This is a genomic window from Neobacillus sp. NPDC093182, from assembly GCF_044754045.1.
Genome location: NZ_JBIVOI010000004.1, coordinates 194,927 through 213,641, shown reverse-complemented (window position 1 = coordinate 213,641; position 18,715 = coordinate 194,927). Strand labels below are relative to the sequence as shown.

Genomic DNA, 18,715 nt, shown 5'->3' with positions numbered 1-18,715 from the left:
ACCTTTTTATTTTTCAGAAGCTTGCTTCAACATATCTAACACTTGCGTGCGTTCTTCATCTGTTAATGGGCTGCCGCCGATCACGCTCGACATAACCGCTGACGTTGGTTCTTTTAAGAATTCATCAATGGACTTGCCATGCTTTCCTTCAACATCTGTAAAGGCTTTTGAAAGATCCGGTCCAGTTGCTCCGCCTTCTAAGCCAAGAGCATCGACTGCGTGACAGCCTAGACATCCTTTACTGTTGAGAATATTTGCTTCGTCTACAGAAGCGGTTTCCTTAACTGCCTCTGTTTTTTGATCTTCTGTTTTGCTTGTTTCTTCTGTTTGTTCTGTTTGAGCGACCTGAGGCTGTTTAGCGGAATCCCCCATAACGACACCAAACACCAAGTATCCAAGACCAAAACCAATGACTAAGCTAATGGCAAAGCTTGTAATCGCCTTATTCATACTTCCCCCTCCTTCTGTCTATTGAACAATTTCATCCTAATCGGATTTCAAGCGTAAATTTGTGATAAACTTCACTGTTTTTTATTTAAGTTTGAACGTTTTGTGAAGGGTGTTGATATGTAAGTGTTTTAAAAATTGAACGTTTTGTGAAGATAATCACTACGAGTTGTGATTTTTTTTACTACAATGGGAAGTAACAAATGAGTATAAGCAGATTAAAAATGAGGGAGAGGAGGGGCAGAATGAATCCTGTACATGCTTTAGAAGAACAGCCATTAGGAAGAGTAAGAGCGTTGAAAATTGAGGATTTTCTACGAAAAATTGTCATTTTTAAGGATTTATCTGAAAAATCCTTGCCGCTTATCGCAAATCGTATTCAGACGTTAACCGTTAAAAAAGGAGCACAGGTGATTTGTGAGGATGAAGCGGCCAAAGGGGTATTTTTTATTCATGCCGGTGCGGTAAAGCTAACGAAACAAGATGAAAGCGGAAATGAGATTATTGTTTGTATGAAGCAAAAGGGCGATGTATTTGCGGAGGCTTGTTTATTTTCTAAGACCTCTTTGATGTACCCTGCGACAGCTACCATGCTCCAAGATGGACAGCTTTTCTATTTAGATAAAATCGAATTAGAGAAGGGGCTTCATGAATATCCTGAGCTTGCTGTCCAAATGATTCAATACATGAGTGATTCGCTGCGCGAGATGACGTCAACCTTAAGGGACGTGGCGCTGTTAGATGTGTATGCGAAGACAGTAAAGACGTTAGAGCGATTAGGGAATAAGTTTAATACCTCTGCCTCGAGATGGAACATTGAAATCCCATTGACAATACAAGAATTTGCGACCGTGGTAGGGACGACAAGGGAAAGTGTAAGCCGGGTATTTTCGAAATTGAAAAAAGAGGGAATCATCGAAATGAAATCAAGGAAAATCATTATCCTTGATATGTGCAGGCTTTGTGCACTGACGAATCAGACGTATTAAAAAACCCTTCGTCATTGACGAAGGGTTAGTTTTTGAATTTGTATGTCCAAAATCGTTCGTTGTTGATCCAGACCATCATTTGCGGGTCTTGGTTTTTCAGCTTCTCAGTCACGTCGCCAAACATTTGCTCAGTCTGGGAACGATGTGCCTGAATCGCAGCAAGCTTTTTATCGGCAACCGCACTAATGTTATGGACAATGTCGGCCTCACCGAGCTCTTCAACACAATTGTTTGAAAAAGCAACACAGTGCAGTTTAGGTCTTGCAGCTGCAGGAAGCTTTTCCACGGCCCTGACAACCGCCGCGCCGGTGGCGTCATGGTCAGGGTGAACGGAGTAGCCTGGATAAAAAGTAATGATTAAGGATGGATTAACCTCATTTATTAACGACAACATTGCATTCGCTAGTTTTTCATCGTCTTCAAACTCAACCGTTTTATCTCGATACCCCAGCATTCGCAAATCTTGAATACCTAAGGCAGCAGCAGCTGCTTTTAATTCTTCTTTTCTAATTTTTGGGAGATTTTCTCGATTGGTAAAAGGGGGATTCCCCATGTTGCGTCCCATCTCGCCCAAGGTTAAGCAGGCATAGGTGACAGGAGTACCGTTTTGTACATGAGTGGCAATCGTTCCTGACACTCCAAAAGCTTCGTCATCCGGATGTGGAAAGATGACTAATACATGACGTTCTTTTTCCATAATAGGCTCCTCCTTCCTTTACTCGAACGGTGTAGCGCTGATTTCAAGAGCGACCGCGAGTTTTCCTTTGTTATCATGACCGGCTAGCAGCAAACGGTTTTGCTCATCTACTTCAAAATGAGTAAGACCTTCTGCGTAAATCCAGCCAAGGTTTATTTTTAAACCAACACGATAGGGATCATTTCCCGTGATTTTCCCGATTTCGTATCGTACTAATGCATTGCGGATATAGGCACCTGCTGAAAAGAAAGCTTGATCATGATGAGATGCATAGGCACCATTGGTTGTTTCCAGGTGAATGTATACATCCTGGTTAGCGTATGCGTTAATCGCTTCTTGAACCTGGCGGTAATCCTTAATCGGTTCCATAGTTCTTTCTCCTTTCCCTGTGCGAGGTATGTAATCTATAAAATAGTTTTATTTAATAATGTAACTATCATACTAAAATCACATTGAAAAAGCGAAATCCTTGCTTTAAAAAGGCTGTGTTAAATTAGGCTGTTGATTTGCGCTCCACTAAGGAAGGCTTCTTCGAATAATCACCGCAGGGACAGGCGTGGTCTTTGCCTGTCACGAGGCGCTACGCTTTCCGCGGGCTCGCCCGTGAGCCTCCTCGGTCGTTCCGACCTGTGGGGTCTCACTTAGCTCGTTCATCCCGCAGGAGTCGAGCGCCTTCCGCTCCAATCAACAGGTTCTAAAATCATTAGTATTCATTAACACAGCCAAAAAACAGAGCCGAACTCAAGGTCCGACTCTGTTTTTGTATGATTAACAATCAGCGCAGTATTCAGTTTTTGCACCGCGGTAGGCACCATGCCATGTAGGTCCGACAAATTCATTTAAGCGGAAACCTTGGCTGATTGCAGCTGAAATAAAGTCTTTTGCAACTTCAACCGCTTCTATTACAGAACTGCCTTTTGCCAGCTCTGCAGTAATAGCAGAAGAGAAAGTACAGCCTGCACCATGAGTGAAGTTAGTTTCAATCTTCTCTGATTCAAAAATTGTAAAATCCTTGCCATCGTATAAAAGGTCAATGGACTTTTCTTCTGTTAAAAGCTTGCTGCCGCCTTTAATGACAACATACTTTGCACCTAAATCATGTATTTTTACAGCAGCTTCTTTCATCTGTTCTAACGTTTTAACCGGACCTGTTTGTGCTAATTGGCCTGCTTCAAAAAGGTTCGGTGTCACCACTAATGCACGGGGTAATAACAGCTCGCGCATAGCGTCTGTTGTTTCTGGGTTTAAGACTTCATCCTCGCCCTTACAAACCATAACCGGGTCAATCACTACTGTTTCCAATTTATTTTCATCGATAACCTTTGCCACTAACTCAATAATCTCAACGGTACCAAGCATACCTGTTTTCATTGCGTCAATTCCTACCGATAAAACAGTTTCAATTTGCGGCTTTAATGTCTCAACGGAGATTGGAAACACACTATGGTGCCAATCCTTTGGGTCCATCGTAACGATGGTTGTCAGTGCCGTCAACCCATAAACTCCTAGCTCTTGGAACGTTTTGATATCGGCTTGAATTCCTGCCCCCCCGCTCGTATCCGAACCAGCGATTGTCATAACCTTTTTGATTGTCATATGTACTCCTCCTAAAACGAATTGGTGAAAATCATATTCCTATTATAAAACAAACCTGAAAATATAGCAGAAATTTTACAAATGCATTGATTTTGTCAGAAAAATGACAAATGACCATTTTTACACTAATTAAAAGGTTATATGTGATAAATCTTACTTCAGAGAAAAATGACTCATCGTACGATAGTACTAAGGATACACTTTTTAAATCGTAATCGCTTACAACCAATAGTTTAACAAATATTTGATAGTGCTAAAGCGATTAAGTTCGGCAAAAGTTCGATATTCTGACACAAAATTGACCGAGATTCGTCAATGCCCTGTAATGAAGGCACCGATATTTATTATAAATTTTAATAAAATAGCTAATTCATTTTGAACTGCTATTTGATGTGACAAATGTCGCTGAGAAGGCTCGGTTGCATCATTACAATTGAAACGCCAAGAAGGTATTTCCTGAAAGGAGCGAAAACAATGTACCGCAAAGGATGTCCTGATGAATATCCCATTACCTTAGTTTTAAATGGGTATGAGATTGCTGTATTTCAACTAACGAAACATGATTTAGAGGATTGGGCCTATGGTTATTTGTTTTCTGAAGGATTTATTCAGGAAGCGAGTGATGTGGGATCCATTAGCATAAATGAAGAAATGGGCACCATTAATGTTTCACTTCTGAATGGCTTTAATGAAGAAGAGTTGTTTACTAAGAAGAAGCACTATACAGCAGGCTGCGGCCGCGGAGTTACATTTTTCTCGATGACCGACGTGAAAAATTTTCAAAAAGTGTCTTCTGAACACAGGTATAAATTGAGTTTCTTATTAAAAAAGCGAAGTGAATTTGCTCAAAATTCACCGTTTTATCTGGAAACTGGCGGCATGCATGGAGCTTGTACCGTTGATGAGGCAGGCAATATCACCGTCCGTGAAGACATTGGGCGGCACAATGCGGTCGATAAGATTATTGGCCACACAATACGAATGGGTTTGCAGCCTGAACGGTTAGTTTTATTAACGACCGGAAGGGTTTCATATGAAATGCTCTCCAAAGCAGCGAAATTTGGCTTTCCTGTTATTGGATCATGAACAGCAGCCACTAAGCAGGCTGTTCAGTTGGCTAAATTCTTGAATATTGAGGTAATTGGCTATTTACGAGGGAAAATGGCTAATATTTATACCTCAACAGGCCGAGTTGAAAATGATTTATTGGAAATACCCTGTTGAGCTGAATTGAAGGGGGGAATAACGACAAGTAGTAACTAGATAAAAAAGGGATGTTCTATTCAATATTGGGAAGGAGATAGAAAAATGGTTGAAATCAACTTAAACCGCCGGCAATTCTTGAAGTTGTCTGGTGCAACTGCCGTCACTTTAGCAGTGGTTGAGCTAGGCTTTAATGAGAAGAAAGCTCATGCCAGCACAAAAGAATTTAAAATTGCCAAATCAACTGTTACACCAACCATTTGCTGCTTTTGCGGCGTTGGCTGTGGAATTTTAGTCCATACAAAGGACAACACAGTGGTTTATACGGAAGGGGATCCGGATAACCCAATTAACGAAGGAAAGCTATGCAGCAAGGGTACAACCATCAGACAATTATACACCTCTGAAAAGCGCGTTAAGAAACCGCTTTATCGTGCACCAGGCAGTGATAAGTGGGTAGAAAAAGACTGGGAATGGATGTATGAAACCATTGCCAAGCGTACAAAAGAAACACGTGACAAAACATTTGTTGTAAGTGAAGACGGCATGACTGTAAATAAGACCGAGGCCATTGCGAGCCTTGGCGGAGCAGCTCTTGATAATGAAGAAACGTACCTGCTTTCTAAAATGATGAGAGGGCTTGGTGTCACCTACTTAGAGCACCAGGCACGAATATGACATAGTTCTACGGTTGCCGGTCTGGCACCTTCATTTGGTCGTGGAGCAATGACTAACAGTTGGAATGATGTGCAGTATACTGATTGTGCGTTGATTATGGGCGCAAACCCTGCTGAGAACCATCCAATCAGCTTTAGATGGTTAACAAAAGCGAAAGAGAATGGCGGAAAAATAGTAAGCGTTGACCCTCGTTACACAAGAACATCGTCAATGTCAGATATTTATGCACCATTACGCTCTGGAACCGATATTCCGTTTATTGGCGGGATGATCAAATATGCGCTTGATAATAATCTTTACCACAAAGAGTATGTTGTTAAATATACAAACGCTAGCTTTATTGTAAGTCCAAGCTATAAATTTGAAGACGGCTTATTCTCTGGATATATCGAAGAGAAGCGTGCTTATGATAAAAAACAGTGGGCATTTGAAAAAGATGGCGAAGTAAAATTAGTTAAAGACTTTACCTTAGGACACCCTAGGTCTGTTTTCCAATTAATGAAACAGCACTACTCCCGATATGATGTTGACACAGTTGTGAAAGTGACAGGAACGCCAAAAGAAGACCTATTAAAGGTGTATGAAGCGTTCTGTGCAACCGGTCAAGTCGGTAAAGCAGGAACCATCATGTATGCAATGGGAACAACCCAGCATACAGTTGGAACACAAAACGTTCGTGCATTTGCGATTATTCAGCTTCTGCTTGGTAACGTTGGTCTGCCAGGCGGCGGGGTAAACGCAATGCGCGGTGAGTCTAACGTACAAGGATCAACAGACTTTGGATTGTTATATGGTAACTTGACAGGTTACTTGAATGCCCCAACTTCTACTGATCCATTGAATGCTACACTAGCAGGACATTTAGAAAAAGAAACACCAAAAACAGGTTATTGGAGCAATAAACCGAAGTTCATCGTCAGCTTATTAAAAGCATGGTATGGTCCAAATGCACATGCTGGCAACGAATTTGGCTATCAGTACCTGCCAAAAGGCAATAAAAACTATTCACACATGAACTTGTTTAAAGCCATGTATGATGGAACATTAGAGGGTGCATTCCTATTTGGAACCAACCCAGTGGTCGGCGGTCCGAATGCTGGTAAAGAAAAAGAAGCTCTTTCGAACTTAAAATGGTTAGTAGCTGTTGACCTTTGGGAAACAGAAACGTCCGCTTTCTGGCAGACAGAAGCTGGAAGCAATCCATCTAAGATTAATACAGAAGTCTTCCTACTCCCAGCATGTTCTTCTTATGAAAAAGAAGGAAGCATATCAAACAGCGCCCGCTGGATGCAGTATCGCTGGCAGGCCATTAAGCCGCTTGGTGAATCAAAAGCAGATTTAGAAATTATCCATGAGCTTGCAACTAGAATTAAAGATTTATATAAAAATGAATCAGGTCCAAAAGCGGAACCAATCAATGCTCTTTACTGGAACTATGGTAAGGGACATCATCCAGATATCGACTTAGTATGTAAGGAAATTAATGGCTACGATGTAAATACAGGAAAATTAATTGCTGGTTTTGGAAATCTAAAGGATGATGGATCAACATGTTCAGGAAACTGGATTTATTGTGGATTCTACCCTGAAGAAGGTAAGAACCGTGCGAAAAACCGTGACAAAAAAGATACAGGAATGAGTTTGTATCTAAACTGGTCATATGCTTGGCCGATGAACCGCCGTATTCTTTACAATCGCGCTTCATGTGACCCAAGTGGTGTCCCATATAACAAAGAAAAAGCGGTTGTATGGTATGACGCAGCCCAAAGTAAATGGACTGGAGTAGACGTACCTGACTTTGTGGCAACACGAAAACCTGGTGATGCTGGATTCGAAGATCCATTCATTATGATGAATGATGGTGTTGGCGGAGTTTTCGCTCCAACATTAAATGATGGTCCATTCCCAGAACACTATGAGCCATTTGAAAGCCCAGTACAGAATCCGTTCTCCAGCCAAGAAATTAACCCAGCCATTCAAATATTTGATGGTAAATTCAATGAACGCGGCTTTAAGGCAGACTTCCCGATCGTTGCAACAACCTACCGGGTAAGTGAGCATTGGCAGTCCGGAACGATGACGCGTAACCAAGCATGGCTATCAGAGCTAGTACCTCATATGTATATCGAAATGAGCGAAGAGTTAGCAAAAGAAAAAGGCATTAAAAATAAAGACAAAGTCATTGTCAGCTCCGCACGCGGCGAGGTAAAAGCTTATGCAATGGTAACGAAGCGCTTTAAGCCTCATAAGATTAATGGCAAAAACGTTCATCAAATCGGAATGCCTTGGCATTTTGGTTATAAAGGAATCACAACTGGGGAAACAGCTAATCGCCTGACACCTCATATCGGGGATGCAAATACAACCATTCCTGAATATAAGGCATTCCTTTGTGATGTAAGGAGGGCTTAACAATGGCTGTTGAATATGTAAAATTTGTCGACGTAACCAAATGTGATGGCTGTCGTGCTTGTATGGTTGCCTGCAAGAACTGGAATGACCTGCCAGCGGAACCACAAGATTTCCTCGGAAGCGCTCAATCACATGCAAAAACAACTGCTGATACTTGGAATGTATTGCAATATATCGAACATGAAAACGCAAAGGGCGGCCTTGACTATCTTTTCCGTCACTCCGCATGCTTCCATTGTACGGACGCTGCCTGCGAAAAGGTTTGCCCAGAAGATGCGATTAGCTACACCGATTTTGGCACAGTTGTCATCGATCATGAAAAATGTGTCGGCTGTGGATATTGTGTTAATAACTGTCCATTTGAAGTCATTTCCCTTAAGGAATATGTTGATAAAAATGGTGACAAATACAGAAAAGCTCATAAATGCACAATGTGTACAGACCGTCTTGAAGAGGGCTTACAGCCTGCCTGCGTAACAACTTGTCATACTGGAGCAATGGAGTTTGGCGATAAAGCTGCAATGATCAAGAAAGCAGAAGAACGTGTGAAACAAATTAAAGACCGCTACCCTAACGCAATGGTCTATAATCCACAGGGTGTTGGCGGAACGCATACCGTTTATGTACTGGCCGAAAAGCCATCTGTTTACGGCTTACCTGAAAACCCTAAAGTTCCAACATCTGCTGTAGTTTGGAAAGACTATGCGCAGCCAATTGGTAAAATGATGATCGGTGCTACCACGATGGCGGTTGTAGGGGCATTTATTACGAACACGATTATTAGTAAGAAAAAGAATGGTAAAAACGAAGACGGAGGTGAACACCATGAGTAAACCTCAAAATTCGACAGTAAAGGTAAAACGTTTTTCGAAGGCATTTGTCTGGGCGCACGCAGTTAACGCGATTTCATTTATCGCCCTCTATATCACAGCTTTGCCAATGTACACAGAGTTTTTTGACTGGTTATATCCGGTTCTTGGCGGACCAGAAGGTGCACGTCTGCTCCATAGAATATTTGCAGTAGCATTTATTACACCAACGTTCATCTGGGTTATTTTTGACTTCAAAGGCTTTAAGCTTTGGATGAAAGAACTTGTTACGTGGAAGAAACGCGATTTAGAGTTCTTTTCAGAGTTTGTCAAAGAGCTATTCGGTTTCAATTTCAAGCATGTTAAACAAACATTCTTTAACGCTGGTGAAAAGATAAACTCAATCATTCAAATTTTCACAGCAATACTAATCATTGGTTCAGGTTTCCCAATGTGGTTCCCTGAATTTTTCCCAAGAGCGGTTGTTCAGTGGGGATATTTATTACACAACGTCGGTTTCGGCCTAGCGATTGCGGTAGTAGTCGGACACATCTATCTATCTGTTATACACAAAAACTCTAAACCAGGTTATACCGGTGTTATCACAGGTGACGTACCTGCATGGTGGGCACATGAGCACTATACAGAATGGTATGAGGAAGAAGTCAAAAAAGGCAACTTCCCTAAACTAGACGACCCTCATAAACCTACTAGCCCGAACAAGAAAAAGAAAAAAGGCGCTTGATTTAGTTAAAAGTAAATACGATAAAGGCTGTCTCTTGCAGGACAGCCTTTATTTGAAAAAATGGCTATTTTTTAAGCTCCAGTTGATTGGAGCGGAAGGCACGAAGACTCCTGCGGGAGGACGGGGCAGGGGAGACCCCACAGGCGCTTAAGCGCCGAGGAGGCTCCCCGGACCGCCCGCGGAAAGCGAAGTGCCTTTCGTTACAATCAACGGCCCAATTTACAGCCTAAAAATTAAAAGAGGTGTGCAACAATGAAAAAATCTGTTGTTTCGAAAGAATATCAGAATTTACAGAAGGATATTTTAACCCTTCAAGAGAATTGGAAAAAGAGTATAAATCCAGAATCCATCATTCCAAACCTAGATAAAGTGGCAATGTCAGCAGGAGTGCCAGCGGCGGCTTTAGCGTCTATTAATTTTGAAATTTCACTATTCCTACAGTGGATAGAGGAGATAAATGCACTTCTAATCAAAAACAACCCTGAGCTTAAATCAAAGCTTGCTGATGTTAAAACACTAGTAAACGAAGAAACAGCGATCCGCTGGATTGACGAGGCCTTCTCTTTTAACAGTTTTTATTTTGCTAGTTTCGTTGAGGAAAATGGACTTGAGGAATGGATTCCGCAATTTCTTGCTGAAACAGCACTAAGACCTTATCTGCAGCTGACAGCAGAAAAAATCCAGCACGAAATCACTCAGGGTGTTCCTGGAGCAGGATGTCCTGTTTGTGGTGAACCAGCTAGACTTGCTGTTCTTGAAGATGAAGGAAAAAAAGTAATGACTTGTCCTCGCTGTCTAGCTCATTGGAATGCAAAACGAATTGAATGTGCCCATTGCGGTAACGATGACCACAAAACGATACAGTACTTGACCATTGAAGGTGATGCTTCCTCTCAAATTCAGGTTTGCGAAAAGTGTACAGGATATATTAAAGTGATAGATACAAGACAATATCTCAGCAAGCCGTCCGCTGCCATGCTGGACTTAAATACGATTCACCTCGACTTCGTAGCCCAAGAACAGGGTTATCATACAGTAGGGGAAATAAATCAAATAAATTAAGAAGGTGCGCTATTCATGAAAGCTGCGGCTATTATTTTATCAGGTGGAAAATCAAGCAGAATGGGCACGAACAAAGCTCTCTTAAAACTAAATGAAAAAACTACAATAGAAAGAATGGTTGATATTCTTAAAGTCTATTTTACTGACATCATTCTTGTTACCAATGATAAGGATTCCTATCGATCCTTAGGGGTAAAAATGGTATCCGATCACTATCCTGGAAAGGGACCGCTGGCAGGCTTTCATGCCGGCCTAATGGCCTCTGCCTATGATGTGAACTTCATTGTAGCGTGTGATATGCCGTTTATTTCTGGAGAACTTGCCTCTGCGCTTGTCAAAAGGATTGACCATTATGATGCCTTAGTACCAGTTATTAATGGAAAAATGCAAACCCTGTGTGCGGTTTTTCAAAAGAAGACGGTAAATAAAATTGAAGAATGTATTGAAAATGGACGTCTTCCCATAAAACATCTGCTGGAGCATTTAAATGTCCTTTATGTAACGGAAAAAGATTTAGAAGTCTATAACAGCATTGATATGGAACGTGTCTTTTTCAATATGAATCACCCGCATGAGTATGAGGACGCAAAAAAGTGGCTGGAAGCTGATGAAACAGGAAGGATGTAAGGCACAGTGCAATTTTTCAAAGTAAAAACAGTCGAAGAAACCTTTGCAATGGTCGAAGAAAAAATTCCAGCTATTAAAGATACAGAGGAGCGCTCCCTTGAAGAGGCACTTCATTATATACTTGCGGCGTGCGTCACCGCGCAGGAAAATGTCCCTGGTTTTGACCGCTCAACCGTTGATGGGTATGCGGTTAAGGCTAAAGACACGTATGGGTCATCTGATTCTATGCCGGGATTTTTAACTGTAGTCGGAGAAGTAAAAATGGGTGAGTCAGCAATGATTCCTGTCGGTCAAGGCGAGGCCGTCTATGTTCCAACGGGCGGGATGATTCCTCCAGGAAGTGACAGCGTTATCATGATAGAGCATTGTGAGGACCATGATGGTCTATTAAACACCTACAAGCCAGTGGCGCCTGGCGAAAATATTATTCGCGCAGGTGAAGACATCCGTGAAGGAGAAGTTGTACTTCCGGAAGGGACAATGTTAAGACCTCAGGAGTTAGGTGCCATTGCTTCGCTTGGGATTAGTCATGTTACTGTCTATCGCAGGCTAAAGGTCGGTTATCTATCATCTGGTGACGAAATTGTTCCCTATCAAACAGAAAAACTTTCAGAGGGGCAAATCCGTGATATTAACTATTTAACGATTGCCGGCCTCGCAAAACAATGGAATATAGAGGTTGTCTACGGTGGAATCGTGAAGGATGATTTTCAAGAATTTCAACAAAAAGCACAAAACCTTTATGATCAGGTTGACTGTTTAATTCTCTCAGGAGGAAGCTCAGTTGGAGCAAAGGATTATACCACAGATGTGATTCAATCCTTAGGGTCGCCAGGTGTGTTTGTCCATGGTATTTCTATTAAACCAGGTAAACCTACGATTCTTGCAATCGCAAACGGAAAACCAGTGATTGGCCTGCCAGGTCATCCAGCCTCAGCGATGATTATTTTTATGCTTTTTGGCGAAAAAATCCTTCGAAAATTAAAAGGTGAAAAAATCGATAAGAAACCAGACCGAATTTTTGCCCGGATTACTAAAAATATACCTTCGGCACCGGGCCGCTCTGATTATATACGTGTACGCTTGTTGGAGAAAGAAGGAGAATGGTGGGCAGAGCCTATCATTGGGAAATCAGGTTTAATTACGACATTAGTAAAAAGCGATGGAATCGTTGAGATTAGTTCTGAAAAAGAGGGTATTTCACAGGGAGATTATGTACCTGTGATTGCAACGCGATGAGGGGGATAAAATAGATGGACCAGAAACGCTATAAACGGAAAATATATTTAGAGGACAAACCCCGATCGGAAGCGAAACGAGAGATTCTCGAGAACTTTTCTCTGCCCCTTGAAATAGAAATGATTCCAACAAGTGACGCGCTTGGACGCGTAACAGCTGAGCCGATTTTTGCCAATGTTTCCATGCCTCATTACCATGCATCTGCCATGGATGGAATTGCCGTAATCGCTGAAAAAACGTATACCGCTCATGAGCAACATCCACTTCAGCTTAAGTTAGGGATTGATTTTGCCATTGTGGATACAGGAAACGCGATTCCAGCTCCATTTAATGCGGTAATCATGATCGAACATGTCGATATGATCGATGAGGAAACGATTGAAATTATTGAACCAGCAACACCTTGGCAGCATATCCGCCCTATTGGCGAAGATATTGTACAGGAGGAAATGCTTTTCCCGCAAGGACATATTCTTAGACCAGCGGATTTGGGCGTTCTTTTAGCATCGCAGCAGCTTCAGATTCCCGTTGCGAAAAAGCCAGTTGTCGCGGTCATCCCGACGGGCAATGAGATTGTCGAGGCAAATAGCGAACTTTCTTCTGGAAAAATTATAGAATTTAACGGCACGGTCTTTGCGAATTTTATAAAAGATTGGGGCGGCGAGCCAAGACTTCACCGGATTGTGAAGGATGACCCTGAAAAGATTAAGTCTGTCTTGCTGGAAGCAGCGCAAGACTCGGATATTATCGTTATCAATGCCGGATCATCAGCAGGTTCGAAGGATTATACCGTTCATATCATTGGTGAAATTGGCACGGTCTTTACCCATGGTGTCGCTGCAAGACCAGGAAAACCCGTGATTTTAGGGAAAATAAATGACAAGATTGTCGTAGGTGTTCCAGGATATCCTGTCTCCGCCTATTTAGCATTAGAATGGTTTGTCCGGCCATTGATTTGCAAGTATTTGCAAATCCCTGAACCAAAACGTCAAACCGTAACTGTTAAGCTTGGCCGCCGAATTGTTTCCGGTATGGGTGCGGAAGATTTTGTACGAATGAATATCGGCTATGTGAATGGACAGTTTGTTGCGAATCCGCTGACAAGAGCAGCAGGTGTAACGATGTCCTATGTTCGCGCAGATGGCCTGCTTGTCGTACCAGCCAACGTTATTGGCTATGAACAAGGTGAATTTGCTGAGGTGGAGCTTTTAAGACCGCTTGAGGAAATCAAAAACGCCATTATGTTTTCAGGAAGCCACGATTTAACGATTGACCTTTTATCATCTCAGTTAAAAAGAGTCCGTGCTGATATGAAAATCGTTTCCTCCCATGTTGGCAGTATGTCTGGTATTATGGCGATTCGAAAAGGAGAGGCCCATGTAGCGGGCATTCATTTGCTTGACCCTAAGACAAAGCAATATAATAGCTCATATGTTAAGAAAATATTAGCTGGTTTGGATGTTGTCCTCTATCCATTTTTAAAAAGAAAGCAAGGATGGATTTTACCAAACGGAAATCCACTTGGAATTGAAACGGTCACAGATATCTTTGAGAAAAAAGCCAACTTCGTCAACCGTCAAAAAGGCGCAGGAACCCGGATTCTTTTCGATATGCTTCTAGAGGAGAACAGTATTTCATCAGAAGAGATTACCGGTTACGACCGTGAAATGTTTTCACACTTAGCGGTAGCGGCAGAGGTAAATGGAGACAGCCATGGAGCTGGGCTGGGAATCTATCCAGCGGCAAAAGCGATGAACCTGGATTTTGTTCCAGTCGCGGACGAAGAGTACGATTTAGTGATGACGCAGAGCTTCTATGAAAGTGAAAGCGGCAAACTGTTAATCGATATTATCCAATCACCAAACTTTAAACAGCAGGTCGAAAAGATCGGCGGGTATGAAGTGGTCGAAAATGCAGAGCCAAAGAAATTGGTCTGAAGAGGTGCACAAAATGAATTATCAAATTTCAAAAGAACCGATTGATATTCAATCTGTCATAGATAAGGTTGTTCAGCGTAATGCTGGAGCGATTACTACTTTTATTGGAACCGTGCGTGAATTAACCAAAGGAAAAAAGACATTATTTTTAATATACGATGCGTATGAAGCAATGGCAGTGAAAAAATTGGAGCAGATCGGCAGGGAAATTGAAGAGCGCTGGGAAGGGGCTCAAGTAGCGATTACCCATCGAGTGGGCAGACTGGATATTACGGATATCGCGGTGGTTATTGCTGTTTCTACTCCCCACCGTGCCGACGCCTATGACGCAAATCGATATGCCATTGAGCGGATTAAAGAAATCGTGCCAATTTGGAAAAAAGAACACTGGGAAGATGGCGAAGAGTGGATGGGCAACCAGCTCGAAACCGTCGCCTATCCAAGCGGGAAGCCGGAGGAGGACGATTTAAATGAATAAAGTATTATTTTTCGCTCATTTACGCGATGCAGTCGGGGAGGAGTTCCTTCGGGTAGACGCTGCTGGCAAGACTGTTGGAGAATTGAAAACAGAATTGGCTGCTAATTACGACCTGCCAAAATTGGATACCGTTATGACTGCTGTAAACGAAGAGTTTGCCCAGGATGATGAAGTGATTCAAGATGGTGATGAAGTTGCCTTTATTCCGCCAGTAAGCGGCGGCTGATGTGGTTTTTGGAAAGGGGAAATTAGGTTGGACGAACGATATTCACGGCAGGTCCTCTTTCCAGGGATCGGAAAAGAAGGACAAGATAAAATCCGAACGAAGCATGTGTTAATGATTGGAGCGGGCGCCCTTGGGTCTGGAAATGCAGAAGTGCTTACCCGGGCAGGGATAGGCCGGCTGACGATTGTCGATAGAGATTATGTTGAGGCAAGCAATCTTCAGCGCCAGCAGCTTTATACCGAAGAAGATGTGGCTGAGAAGCTTCCGAAGGCGGCTGCAGCTAAAAAACGCCTGCAGGCGATCAATTCAGACGTAGAAGTGAAGGCGATAATCGGTGATGCCACTCCCTCTATGCTGGAGGAGTTAGTGAAGGATGTTGATGTCATCATTGACGCGACTGATAATTTTGAAACGCGGATGGCCATCAATGATGTTTCACAAAAGTATAGGATACCTTGGATTTACGGGGCGTGTGTTGGCAGTTATGGGATGAGTTTTTCGATTATTCCTGGGAAAACGCCTTGTTTAAATTGTTTATTACGGACCATCCCGATGCAGGGGTTAACCTGTGATACCGGCGGCATTATTTCGCCTGCTGTCCAAATGGTGATTGCTCATCAAAGTGCCGAAGCACTAAAAATGCTTGTCGAAGATTGGGATGCGGTTCGAACTTCGTTTGTCAGCTTTGACTTATGGCGGAACCAATATACAAGTTTGAAGATGGGAAAAGCCAAATTTGCCGGCTGTTTATCCTGCGGCGAGGAAAGGACCTACCCTTACCTAGACCAGGAAAACATGACAAAGACTACTGTTTTATGCGGCCGGGATACGGTCCAAATTCGCCCATCCTTACAAGGTGAAATATCGCTTGAGAAGCTTGCAGAACAGTTGGGCACACTCGGGTATACCGTTAAAGGGAACCCGTATCTTTTATCAGTAGAAATGGGTTCTGAGCGAATGGTCATCTTCAACGACGGCCGTGCACTCATTCACGGCACAAAAGATCTAACCCATGCTAAATCCATTTATCAAAGAATATTAGGTTAAATAGAAAAGCGGAAGTTCCTTGGGCAGACCCGACAGGCATAAGACGAGCGCTGACAGAAGGCGTGCTTTTTGCCTTCCGAAGTGATTGGCTTATGACCTCGAGGGGCTAGGCGCTGGAGCTAGACAACAATGAACTCGTACCTTTTGGTGCGGGTTTTTTATTATGACATAAACTAACATGTTTCACGTGAAACATGTCGAATTTCTAATTGGCTGGCGAATTTGGTATGATGATATAGAGAATGTAATAGAGGAGCTATAAATCGTGAATATATCGGTAGAAAAATTGCTAAGGAAAATCGAAGAGGAATTAACGCTGGCAAAAAACAGTACAAAACAAGAAAACTTGCGGGAAAAAGTGTACTCTATTAAAATATTATGCGAACTGATCCTTGACGAAAAACAAAGGCAGCAGGAAGCACCGCTAAATCCTGTCCCTGCCTATCAGCCTGTAACCGTACAGCCATCCTTCCAGCAGCCAGTAACACTAAATCAACCAAAAAAACTAGAAATGGAAGACGAAGCAAACGGCGATTCATTATTTGATTTTTAATGGGGGAGAGAAAATGAAAACATTTATCATTATCGGCGCTATTAATGCTTTTTTAGCTGTTGCGCTAGGAGCCTTTGGTGCTCATGGACTTAAGGATAAGCTAGATCCTTATTACCTAGACATATGGAAAACAGGTGTAACCTATCAAATGTTTCATGCAACTGCACTTTTGGTGATTGGAATCCTGCTAGGCAAAGTGGCAGCAAGTACATTCTTCACTTGGTCAGGTTGGTTATTCCTAGTAGGAATCATTCTCTTCAGCGGAAGTCTCTATGTTTTAAGTTTAACGAAAATAGGGGTGCTGGGCGCGATCACGCCGCTTGGAGGCGTTTGCTTCTTAGCAGGCTGGATATTAATGATCATTGGCACAGTAAAAGACTTATAAAAAAGTAAAAGGCATTGGACTTGAGTTCCAATGCCTTTTTACGATTATCTTGGCGGAAAAGTACTTAAACCAGGTCCAGCCCCAAAAGGATACTCGTATTCAAGTTCTTCATCAAATGTAGCATAATCGAAAGCTACCATTGGAATCAGCGTACGCTGACCTGTTTGTGGATCACTTAAAATGAGATGGTCACGTCCTGCTGCCTCAATAATTCCTACAAAATTTTTGGCATTCCATTGGTTGTTGCCTTCAAAGGTTGCATAAACAGATGCTAATTTCCCTTTGTTTAATCGTAAAATATTTTCGATGTACGATTGCTCAATTGGCAGCATCCCCTGCTGCTGTGAAGCCGCAGGAGTCCCTGCAGGAGCTCCTTGCTGCGGAAACTGTGGAAACCCTTGCTGTTGCTGGCCAGGAAAAAATCCTTGCCCTTGGAATTGATTTGCTCCTTGTTGTCTAACGGGATAAGGCTGATACCCTTGTTGATTATAATATTGATTCATCTTTTCCCCTCCTAAAAAATGACTAAACGAATGCCCAACAGTCTATTCATACTCGACAAACCTTTAAATGGTGACAATCGGGATGGTCCCGATATGAGCTGATTCGGAGCTGTAACTTAAGACTCGCTGTTTTATTAGTATGAAGAGGAAAAGGGAAATATGACTTATGAAAACTACAAAAAAAGTTCTCGGCATGAGCCGAGAACTTTAGGATTAAACGTGTAAGAATCGAGGAACTCTTTCTTCCTCTAATAGGTTCCCAACAAAGAAGGCACCAAATTCCCCGAAGCGTGCACTTACTTCATCAAAACGCATTTCGTAGACAAGCTTTTTAAATTGAAGAACATCTTCTGCAAAAAGCGTTACGCCCCATTCATAGTCATCGAAGCCAACGGAGCCTGTAATGATTTGCTTAACTTTCCCTGCATATGTACGGCCAATCATTCCGTGGCTGCGCATCATATTACGGCGTTCTTCCATCGGAAGCATATACCAGTTGTCACTGCCTTGACGGCGCTTGTCCATTGGATAGAAGCAAACATGCGCTGTTTTAGGAAGCTTCGGGTATAAACGAGCGAGAATTTGCGGGTTTTGGTAAGGATCCTCGCCAGCAGGCAAGTAGTTACTTAGTTCAACTACAGACACATAAGAATGAGCTGGAATGGTGAACTCTGCTAATTTTGTTTTATTAAATTCTGTTTCAATTTCATTTAATTCTTCCATCGTTGGACGTAAAATCATCATCATGAAATCTGCTTTTTGACCAACAATTGTATATAAAGCATGGCTGCCTTCGTTACGTTCTTGCGTGTGATTCCATTTTTCAACTAGACTTAAAAACTCGTGAATCGCGGACTGGCGTTCGTCACTCGAAAGCATTTTCCAAGTTGTCCAATCAACCGTACGGAAATCATGCAAACAATACCAGCCATCAAGCGTTTGAGCTGCTTCACTCATTACAATCACTCCTAAATAATCATTCTTCTTATTTACAATCTTTACTATAACATAGTTTGACCAAGACACGCTCGAATAAACCACCACGGATAATTTTTAGAAAAGTAGTAAATAGTAAATGAGTG

Annotated in this window: 19 protein-coding genes and 2 pseudogenes; 15 read left to right on the top strand and 6 right to left on the bottom strand. The window is 42.3% G+C overall.

Annotation, left to right across the window (positions count from 1 at the left end; translation table 11 throughout):
* Positions 1-6: 6 nt before the first annotated feature.
* Positions 7-450: a cytochrome C gene (locus ACIQAA_RS10135; protein ID WP_402618436.1), complete on the bottom strand. Its 444-nt coding sequence runs from the start codon at positions 448-450 to the stop codon at positions 7-9.
* A gap of 242 nt (positions 451-692) precedes the next feature.
* Between ACIQAA_RS10135 and ACIQAA_RS10130 the strand changes: the two genes are divergently transcribed.
* Positions 693-1,436, top strand: a complete 744-nt coding sequence (locus ACIQAA_RS10130) for a Crp/Fnr family transcriptional regulator (protein WP_402618433.1) — start codon at positions 693-695, stop codon at positions 1,434-1,436.
* Between the two features lie 25 nt (positions 1,437-1,461).
* Here the strand turns inward: ACIQAA_RS10130 and bshB2 are convergent, their stop codons facing one another.
* From bshB2 to pdxK, 3 genes are all read right to left on the bottom strand, one after another.
* On the bottom strand, positions 1,462-2,133 hold the full coding sequence (gene bshB2, locus ACIQAA_RS10125; protein ID WP_402618430.1) for a bacillithiol biosynthesis deacetylase BshB2: 672 nt from the start codon (positions 2,131-2,133) through the stop codon (positions 1,462-1,464).
* A gap of 18 nt (positions 2,134-2,151) precedes the next feature.
* Positions 2,152-2,502 (bottom strand): YojF family protein, encoded by a 351-nt coding sequence (locus ACIQAA_RS10120; protein ID WP_402618427.1) that lies wholly within the window; start codon positions 2,500-2,502, stop codon positions 2,152-2,154.
* A 399-nt stretch (positions 2,503-2,901) separates the two neighbouring features.
* A complete protein-coding gene (pdxK, locus tag ACIQAA_RS10115) occupies positions 2,902-3,729 on the bottom strand; it encodes a pyridoxine/pyridoxal/pyridoxamine kinase (protein WP_402618424.1) in 828 nt (275 codons plus the stop codon).
* A gap of 399 nt (positions 3,730-4,128) precedes the next feature.
* On the opposite strand from pdxK, the pseudogene fdhD reads away from it, so the two are divergent.
* From fdhD to ACIQAA_RS10050, 14 genes and pseudogenes are all read left to right on the top strand, one after another.
* Positions 4,129-4,953, top strand: a pseudogene (gene fdhD, locus ACIQAA_RS10110) (formate dehydrogenase accessory sulfurtransferase FdhD).
* An 84-nt stretch (positions 4,954-5,037) separates the two neighbouring features.
* Positions 5,038-5,610 carry a twin-arginine translocation signal domain-containing protein gene (locus ACIQAA_RS32415; RefSeq protein ID WP_483874185.1) on the top strand — a complete coding sequence of 191 codons (573 nt, stop codon included), beginning with the start codon at positions 5,038-5,040 and terminating at the stop codon, positions 5,608-5,610.
* A 12-nt stretch (positions 5,611-5,622) separates the two neighbouring features.
* Positions 5,623-8,022: pseudogene (gene fdnG / locus ACIQAA_RS10105) on the top strand (formate dehydrogenase-N subunit alpha); the annotation flags it as partial.
* A 2-nt stretch (positions 8,023-8,024) separates the two neighbouring features.
* Positions 8,025-8,855: a 4Fe-4S dicluster domain-containing protein gene (locus ACIQAA_RS10100; protein WP_402618422.1), complete on the top strand. Its 831-nt coding sequence runs from the start codon at positions 8,025-8,027 to the stop codon at positions 8,853-8,855.
* The gene (locus tag ACIQAA_RS10095; RefSeq protein WP_402618419.1) at positions 8,848-9,576 is read left to right on the top strand and encodes a formate dehydrogenase subunit gamma; all 729 of its coding nucleotides are present in this window, start codon (positions 8,848-8,850) and stop codon (positions 9,574-9,576) included. The genes ACIQAA_RS10100 and ACIQAA_RS10095 overlap by 8 nt, the downstream gene beginning before the upstream one ends.
* Before the next feature lie 252 nt (positions 9,577-9,828).
* Positions 9,829-10,638: a formate dehydrogenase accessory protein FdhE gene (locus ACIQAA_RS10090; RefSeq protein ID WP_402618416.1), complete on the top strand. Its 810-nt coding sequence runs from the start codon at positions 9,829-9,831 to the stop codon at positions 10,636-10,638.
* A 15-nt stretch (positions 10,639-10,653) separates the two neighbouring features.
* The gene (mobA, locus tag ACIQAA_RS10085; protein WP_402618413.1) at positions 10,654-11,265 is read left to right on the top strand and encodes a molybdenum cofactor guanylyltransferase; all 612 of its coding nucleotides are present in this window, start codon (positions 10,654-10,656) and stop codon (positions 11,263-11,265) included.
* Between the two features lie 6 nt (positions 11,266-11,271).
* Entirely contained in the window at positions 11,272-12,504 is a 1,233-nt protein-coding gene (locus ACIQAA_RS10080) for a molybdopterin molybdotransferase MoeA (RefSeq protein WP_402618410.1), read from the top strand.
* Between the two features lie 14 nt (positions 12,505-12,518).
* Positions 12,519-14,441, top strand: a complete 1,923-nt coding sequence (locus tag ACIQAA_RS10075; RefSeq protein WP_402618407.1) for a molybdopterin biosynthesis protein — start codon at positions 12,519-12,521, stop codon at positions 14,439-14,441.
* A gap of 13 nt (positions 14,442-14,454) precedes the next feature.
* Positions 14,455-14,919 (top strand): molybdenum cofactor biosynthesis protein MoaE, encoded by a 465-nt coding sequence (locus tag ACIQAA_RS10070; protein WP_402618404.1) that lies wholly within the window; start codon positions 14,455-14,457, stop codon positions 14,917-14,919.
* The gene (moaD, locus tag ACIQAA_RS10065) at positions 14,912-15,145 is read left to right on the top strand and encodes a molybdopterin converting factor subunit 1 (protein ID WP_402618401.1); all 234 of its coding nucleotides are present in this window, start codon (positions 14,912-14,914) and stop codon (positions 15,143-15,145) included. The genes ACIQAA_RS10070 and moaD overlap by 8 nt, the downstream gene beginning before the upstream one ends.
* A 27-nt stretch (positions 15,146-15,172) precedes the next feature.
* The gene (locus tag ACIQAA_RS10060) at positions 15,173-16,192 is read left to right on the top strand and encodes a MoeB/ThiF family adenylyltransferase (protein ID WP_402618398.1); all 1,020 of its coding nucleotides are present in this window, start codon (positions 15,173-15,175) and stop codon (positions 16,190-16,192) included.
* A gap of 265 nt (positions 16,193-16,457) precedes the next feature.
* Complete coding sequence (locus tag ACIQAA_RS10055; RefSeq protein WP_307193255.1) at positions 16,458-16,745, top strand: YwdI family protein; 288 nt, start codon at positions 16,458-16,460, stop codon at positions 16,743-16,745.
* Positions 16,746-16,758: 13 nt separating this feature from the next.
* Positions 16,759-17,130 (top strand): DUF423 domain-containing protein, encoded by a 372-nt coding sequence (locus ACIQAA_RS10050; RefSeq protein WP_402618395.1) that lies wholly within the window; start codon positions 16,759-16,761, stop codon positions 17,128-17,130.
* 44 nt (positions 17,131-17,174) lie between these two features.
* Here ACIQAA_RS10050 and gerQ read toward each other — a convergent pair whose 3' ends face one another.
* Together gerQ and hemQ are read right to left on the bottom strand one after the other, a co-directional pair.
* A complete protein-coding gene (gerQ, locus tag ACIQAA_RS10045) occupies positions 17,175-17,633 on the bottom strand; it encodes a spore coat protein GerQ (RefSeq protein WP_402618393.1) in 459 nt (152 codons plus the stop codon).
* A gap of 213 nt (positions 17,634-17,846) precedes the next feature.
* A complete protein-coding gene (gene hemQ / locus ACIQAA_RS10040) occupies positions 17,847-18,590 on the bottom strand; it encodes a hydrogen peroxide-dependent heme synthase (protein WP_402618390.1) in 744 nt (247 codons plus the stop codon).
* Positions 18,591-18,715: the final 125 nt, after the last annotated feature.

What these genes read in the sequence shown, in the direction of transcription:
- mobA (WP_402618413.1), top strand. Translation starts at nt 10,654, where the DNA reads ATGAAAGCTGCGGCTATTATTTTATCAGGTGGAAAATCAAGCAGAATG.
- gerQ (WP_402618393.1), bottom strand. Translation starts at nt 17,633, where the DNA reads ATGAATCAATATTATAATCAACAAGGGTATCAGCCTTATCCCGTTAGA.
- pdxK (WP_402618424.1), bottom strand. Translation starts at nt 3,729, where the DNA reads ATGACAATCAAAAAGGTTATGACAATCGCTGGTTCGGATACGAGCGGG.
- hemQ (WP_402618390.1), bottom strand. Translation starts at nt 18,590, where the DNA reads ATGAGTGAAGCAGCTCAAACGCTTGATGGCTGGTATTGTTTGCATGAT.
- ACIQAA_RS32415 (WP_483874185.1), top strand. Translation starts at nt 5,038, where the DNA reads ATGGTTGAAATCAACTTAAACCGCCGGCAATTCTTGAAGTTGTCTGGT.
- ACIQAA_RS10135 (WP_402618436.1), bottom strand. Translation starts at nt 450, where the DNA reads ATGAATAAGGCGATTACAAGCTTTGCCATTAGCTTAGTCATTGGTTTT.
- ACIQAA_RS10095 (WP_402618419.1), top strand. Translation starts at nt 8,848, where the DNA reads ATGAGTAAACCTCAAAATTCGACAGTAAAGGTAAAACGTTTTTCGAAG.
- ACIQAA_RS10070 (WP_402618404.1), top strand. Translation starts at nt 14,455, where the DNA reads ATGAATTATCAAATTTCAAAAGAACCGATTGATATTCAATCTGTCATA.
- ACIQAA_RS10130 (WP_402618433.1), top strand. Translation starts at nt 693, where the DNA reads ATGAATCCTGTACATGCTTTAGAAGAACAGCCATTAGGAAGAGTAAGA.
- ACIQAA_RS10100 (WP_402618422.1), top strand. Translation starts at nt 8,025, where the DNA reads ATGGCTGTTGAATATGTAAAATTTGTCGACGTAACCAAATGTGATGGC.
- moaD (WP_402618401.1), top strand. Translation starts at nt 14,912, where the DNA reads ATGAATAAAGTATTATTTTTCGCTCATTTACGCGATGCAGTCGGGGAG.
- ACIQAA_RS10090 (WP_402618416.1), top strand. Translation starts at nt 9,829, where the DNA reads ATGAAAAAATCTGTTGTTTCGAAAGAATATCAGAATTTACAGAAGGAT.
- ACIQAA_RS10050 (WP_402618395.1), top strand. Translation starts at nt 16,759, where the DNA reads ATGAAAACATTTATCATTATCGGCGCTATTAATGCTTTTTTAGCTGTT.
- bshB2 (WP_402618430.1), bottom strand. Translation starts at nt 2,133, where the DNA reads ATGGAAAAAGAACGTCATGTATTAGTCATCTTTCCACATCCGGATGAC.
- ACIQAA_RS10075 (WP_402618407.1), top strand. Translation starts at nt 12,519, where the DNA reads ATGGACCAGAAACGCTATAAACGGAAAATATATTTAGAGGACAAACCC.
- ACIQAA_RS10120 (WP_402618427.1), bottom strand. Translation starts at nt 2,502, where the DNA reads ATGGAACCGATTAAGGATTACCGCCAGGTTCAAGAAGCGATTAACGCA.